Annotated in this window: 3 protein-coding genes and 2 pseudogenes; 1 reads left to right on the forward strand and 4 read right to left on the reverse strand. The window is 40.4% G+C overall.

Going from position 1 to position 3,800, the window contains the following annotated elements:
* Nucleotides 1-830, forward strand: a pseudogene (locus RMO52_RS18045) (hypothetical protein); the annotation flags it as partial.
* A gap of 7 nt (nt 831-837) precedes the next feature.
* Here the strand turns inward: RMO52_RS18045 and RMO52_RS18050 are convergent.
* The 4 genes and pseudogenes from RMO52_RS18050 to RMO52_RS18065 all read right to left on the reverse strand — a co-directional run bounded on the left by RMO52_RS18050 (nt 838) and on the right by RMO52_RS18065 (nt 3,781).
* Nucleotides 838-972 (reverse strand): toxin-antitoxin system HicB family antitoxin, encoded by a 135-nt coding sequence (locus tag RMO52_RS18050; protein ID WP_310416998.1) that lies wholly within the window; start codon nt 970-972, stop codon nt 838-840.
* The gene (locus RMO52_RS18055; RefSeq protein WP_310417000.1) at nt 969-2,417 is read right to left on the reverse strand and encodes an SAM-dependent methyltransferase; all 1,449 of its coding nucleotides are present in this window, start codon (nt 2,415-2,417) and stop codon (nt 969-971) included. The genes RMO52_RS18050 and RMO52_RS18055 overlap by 4 nt, the downstream gene beginning before the upstream one ends.
* Nucleotides 2,414-3,076, reverse strand: coding sequence for a restriction endonuclease (locus RMO52_RS18060; RefSeq protein ID WP_310417003.1), 663 nt, complete (start codon nt 3,074-3,076; stop codon nt 2,414-2,416). Before RMO52_RS18060 ends, RMO52_RS18055 begins: the two co-directional genes overlap by 4 nt.
* 18 nt (nt 3,077-3,094) lie before the next feature.
* Nucleotides 3,095-3,781 (reverse strand): annotated as a pseudogene (locus RMO52_RS18065) (BREX system ATP-binding domain-containing protein).
* Nucleotides 3,782-3,800 lie beyond the last annotated feature (19 nt).

Consider the following 3,800-nt stretch of genomic DNA (forward strand, 5'->3'; position numbering starts at 1 on the left):
CGGCTCCCCGATTATTGAGCAAGTCTGGATTGAATGCTCAAATTACTAGCTACTTAAATTCAGATATCTCCCAAGGCAAAGAAATATTGATTATTTTGCCGACTAATTTATTCGGACTCCAAGCGATCGATTGGGTACATCATTATCAGCTTCGTCATGGTAAAACTTTTGCAACCGATCTCGGTGATGCTTGGAATATTCGCCTCGATGCAGTAGCAGAATTACTCGACTGTATCGCACAAACTCGCGATCGCGCGATCGTCTTGACTGGTGATATTCATTATGCTGGAGCGATGGAGTTTTCCTATCGCGATCGAGCCAATAATTTAACTAAAATCGTCCAATTCACTGCCAGTCCCTGCAAAAATCAAGAGGTCTTAACTAAGCTCCTGCAAAGTAAGATCAAAGCATGGTTATTACCAGAGCTTAGGCGAACTTGTGTCGGTACATTTACACCACCCCTGATGCAATGGCAATCTTTTCTATCGCCGTTCCGACACCGAGATTTTCAACCAGATTGGTGGGGTAGGTTACGCTTAGTCAGATCCAAATCGATTAAATTAACTAAAAAGACAGCTATCAATAGTAATATTTTAGTGCGATCGGCTCAATTAATTCGGAGATATTTTTATCGTGGTGGCGAAGTAATTGGCTTTAATAATGTCGCGATCGTTAGTTGGCAACAAGACGAGCGGGCGATCGTTGCCATTCAAGATGTCTACTGGATCGCGGTTAACCAGATTGGAACTTCCACTCCCACAATAGATGCCCCACTATCGATCGCCAGATATCAAATTGCGATGGATCGAGCAAATCGAAAATGTAAATAAGTTAGTTCTAATTCACACTTCTACTCAGTACCGAGCTAATATACTGATTTAAACTTACAGCTTCCGCTTCTGCTTTCTGTACCAAGTCTCGACGTAGAGATTTTGGCATTCTGAGCAAGAATTTGCCACTATATAGTATCATGACAATCGATAATGGTCGGAGCTAGCAGCAAGGTTTAAACTATTCAAAATACTGGATTTAACTGGGCGTTTCTCATCCCAAAATATTAGAGATGAATAAAAATCTCTGACTGGAGTAGATGTCAATGAATCGAATGCTTGACAGGCAGATGCTCGATCGTCAAAACCAATAAAATAAACAGTATCATCAAAAATAACACCCCGATCGTTTAACTGTCCAATTAATCTGAACTCTAATTTCTTGTAAAGCCCGCAAATAGCAATTTTCCAAGGAGCAAAAGTATATGAGCCTATTCCAAAGATAGAAAACCTAGGATTTTTCAAATAAATCTTGCTCTTTCTATTGTCTAAGTATTTAGCGTGTGATTCTAGATATCTCCAAGTTTTTGGAGCTAAATATTCGATCTCGTCAGTAGGTTCTCCCACAAATCTTTGCGTAACTAGAACATATCGATCGGTATTCTGTATTCGATTCTGAGCGACATCAGAACCTTTTAATAATGGGAAAAGATATGTATCTTCGATATCGACAGCATCTCCAAATCCATTAATTAACTTACTATCAATTTTCCGTAACTCCATCACACTAGAGCAATCATGTTTGACACCCGATCTCCATTTTAGTTCGGGGGTTGGATGATATAATTCACTTACTCGATCGAATATAATAACATCTCTAACTAGTATATTATGACGATACCCGATTCGTTTATATTCTGTGCTTTCTAAACTATCGAACACATCACAAAAATAATTAGTGGAAATGCCATCAAATTTGCAAAACAATAAGCAAGATTCAACGCTAGCATTAAAATACTTTTTAGCATCGATATTATAGCTGGCACAGTAGGCAAGGTTGAGATTTCTATTACGAAGATGATTCAGTATTTTTCTAGCCACAGAAGTCTTGCAAAGCATCGAGAGATAACCACCCCGTTGCTGAAACCATTCGATCGATTGGATCAGCATCCACTCGGAGATATCAAAGTTGCTCTTACCTGTAATTGCATCTAGCCCAATATGATCTTGGAAATTAACCTTACTAGGTAAGTTTTTACCACCAATAACTCCTTGCTGTGAATTAGTCACCCAAGGAAAGTTACCAATTACGAGAAGTTGTCCATCTAGTTTATCTAGCTGCGATCGCCAATCAAATTGAAAAAAATCTGCTTCGATAATTTCAATTCTTTGGTCTCGATCTAATTGCTGCCTTGTTTTAATCTCCTCGACATACTGTTGATTAATTTCAATACCGAGAATCTTATCTGTCGATAGAAACAACCGCGAACTAGCATTGATGAAATTACCAATCCCACAGGTTGGCTCGACGATCGCATCAGGATTGACACCTAATTCTATCAACTTTTGACATATCAGCTCTGCTAATTCGATCGGTGTTTGAAAGTCTCCATATTCTACTTTTGTTTTAGGGGTAGTCCGAATCATGGGTTAGCTCTATAAACAGCAATGATACCATCTTCTAGATCGGCTCGCTCGATTACTCGGCTATACTGAAGTCGCCATTGCAAGGCATTGGAAATAGTTAAAAATCCTTGGATGGGTGGACTATGAAGAATTTCATCTGCAAGATTAGATGATTCAATATCATCAACGGGTAGATTTCGATCCAACATCAAAGCAATTAGATCGTCTTTATTACCTTCATTCGCTAAGATACTCCTAATTCCACGAGTCATCTGAAAATCTGCCGTTCTTTCAGAACTCACAAAAATTGTGTGCAAAATATTTAATGTTCCGGTGCGATTAGTACTATCGTCTGTTTTGTCATAAACAAAGATTAAGAGCGCATATCCCAATCCAAAAATCTTTTGACGTGCGGATTTGAACGGGCATGATGATTGTGGTTGCTTAATACTTGTCACCTTCATATCTACTAATAATCCTGGAAAGTCGGTGCCGCTAGCAGAATTTCCGGCGATAAACTCATATCGCGCTTGGAGATAAAGTCTAAACTTTTTTTCTAGGTAGGTGCCGACGGCTTTACCATCAGTCACGCCATATAACAGGGGTTCTAGGTGATGAGATTCAGCGGCTGAGAATATTGTTGCTTCCGAGCAAAGGGTTTCGACTGTCAAAGTTATCATGTAATGGTTGATGAGTATCTAAAACGTCACAGCATACTGTTCTGCGTCGGCGGGTTCAGGTTCAAAATAAGGTAAACCATCCCGAATTCTGATTTCCTCAGCACTGAGTTCTACCAAGTCGTAACCCCCATCTGTCATCGGATCGAAATCTGGTTCGGTGGCAGCTAGATCTAAAATATTTACCAATTGGCGTAAGAATTGACGCGGTACTATCCCGACATCGCCACCAAAACCTTGGGTGACTTTATCTACTAGTAGATCGATAAATGCGGGTGTGACTTTTTTGGTTAATTGTTGACGGTTTTCCGTTGGATATAATTCTCGCAATTTAAGCGCGACATCTTTCAATCGTGCTGCATCGAATGGTGTGAGGACTAGTTGCGGTTGGCGGGGATTTGCAAAATTACCCGTTTTAATTAACTTTAACCGATCGTGTAAGGGTGATAAACCTGCTACCCCGCGATTGGTATCGAAAAATTCGGGAGTACCAGTAAAGATCCAGAATAACCCTGGATAGCGCTCGGCTGCGTCGCAAATTTGCCTAATCCCATTGAGAGATTTGGCGCGAATATCTGTTTTCATCCGCTACATGGTTTCGGCTTCGTCGATGACGATAACTAGCCCCTTATCGCCCGATGCTTTGGTAATGGCTAAAATGCCCTGAAGGTAGTCCATCGCCTCTTTGGAGCCAATATCACCCTTAATCCAAGCGGATCGCTGGGAT

The sequence above is a fragment of the Chamaesiphon sp. OTE_8_metabat_110 genome (assembly GCF_031382685.1).
GTDB lineage: Bacteria > Cyanobacteriota > Cyanobacteriia > Cyanobacteriales > Chamaesiphonaceae > Chamaesiphon.

Excerpts from the sequence above, each read along its gene's own strand:
- RMO52_RS18050 (WP_310416998.1), bottom strand. The coding sequence starts at position 972 with ATGATACTATATAGTGGCAAATTCTTGCTCAGAATGCCAAAATCTCTA.
- RMO52_RS18055 (WP_310417000.1), bottom strand. The coding sequence starts at position 2,417 with ATGATTCGGACTACCCCTAAAACAAAAGTAGAATATGGAGACTTTCAA.
- RMO52_RS18060 (WP_310417003.1), bottom strand. The coding sequence starts at position 3,076 with ATGATAACTTTGACAGTCGAAACCCTTTGCTCGGAAGCAACAATATTC.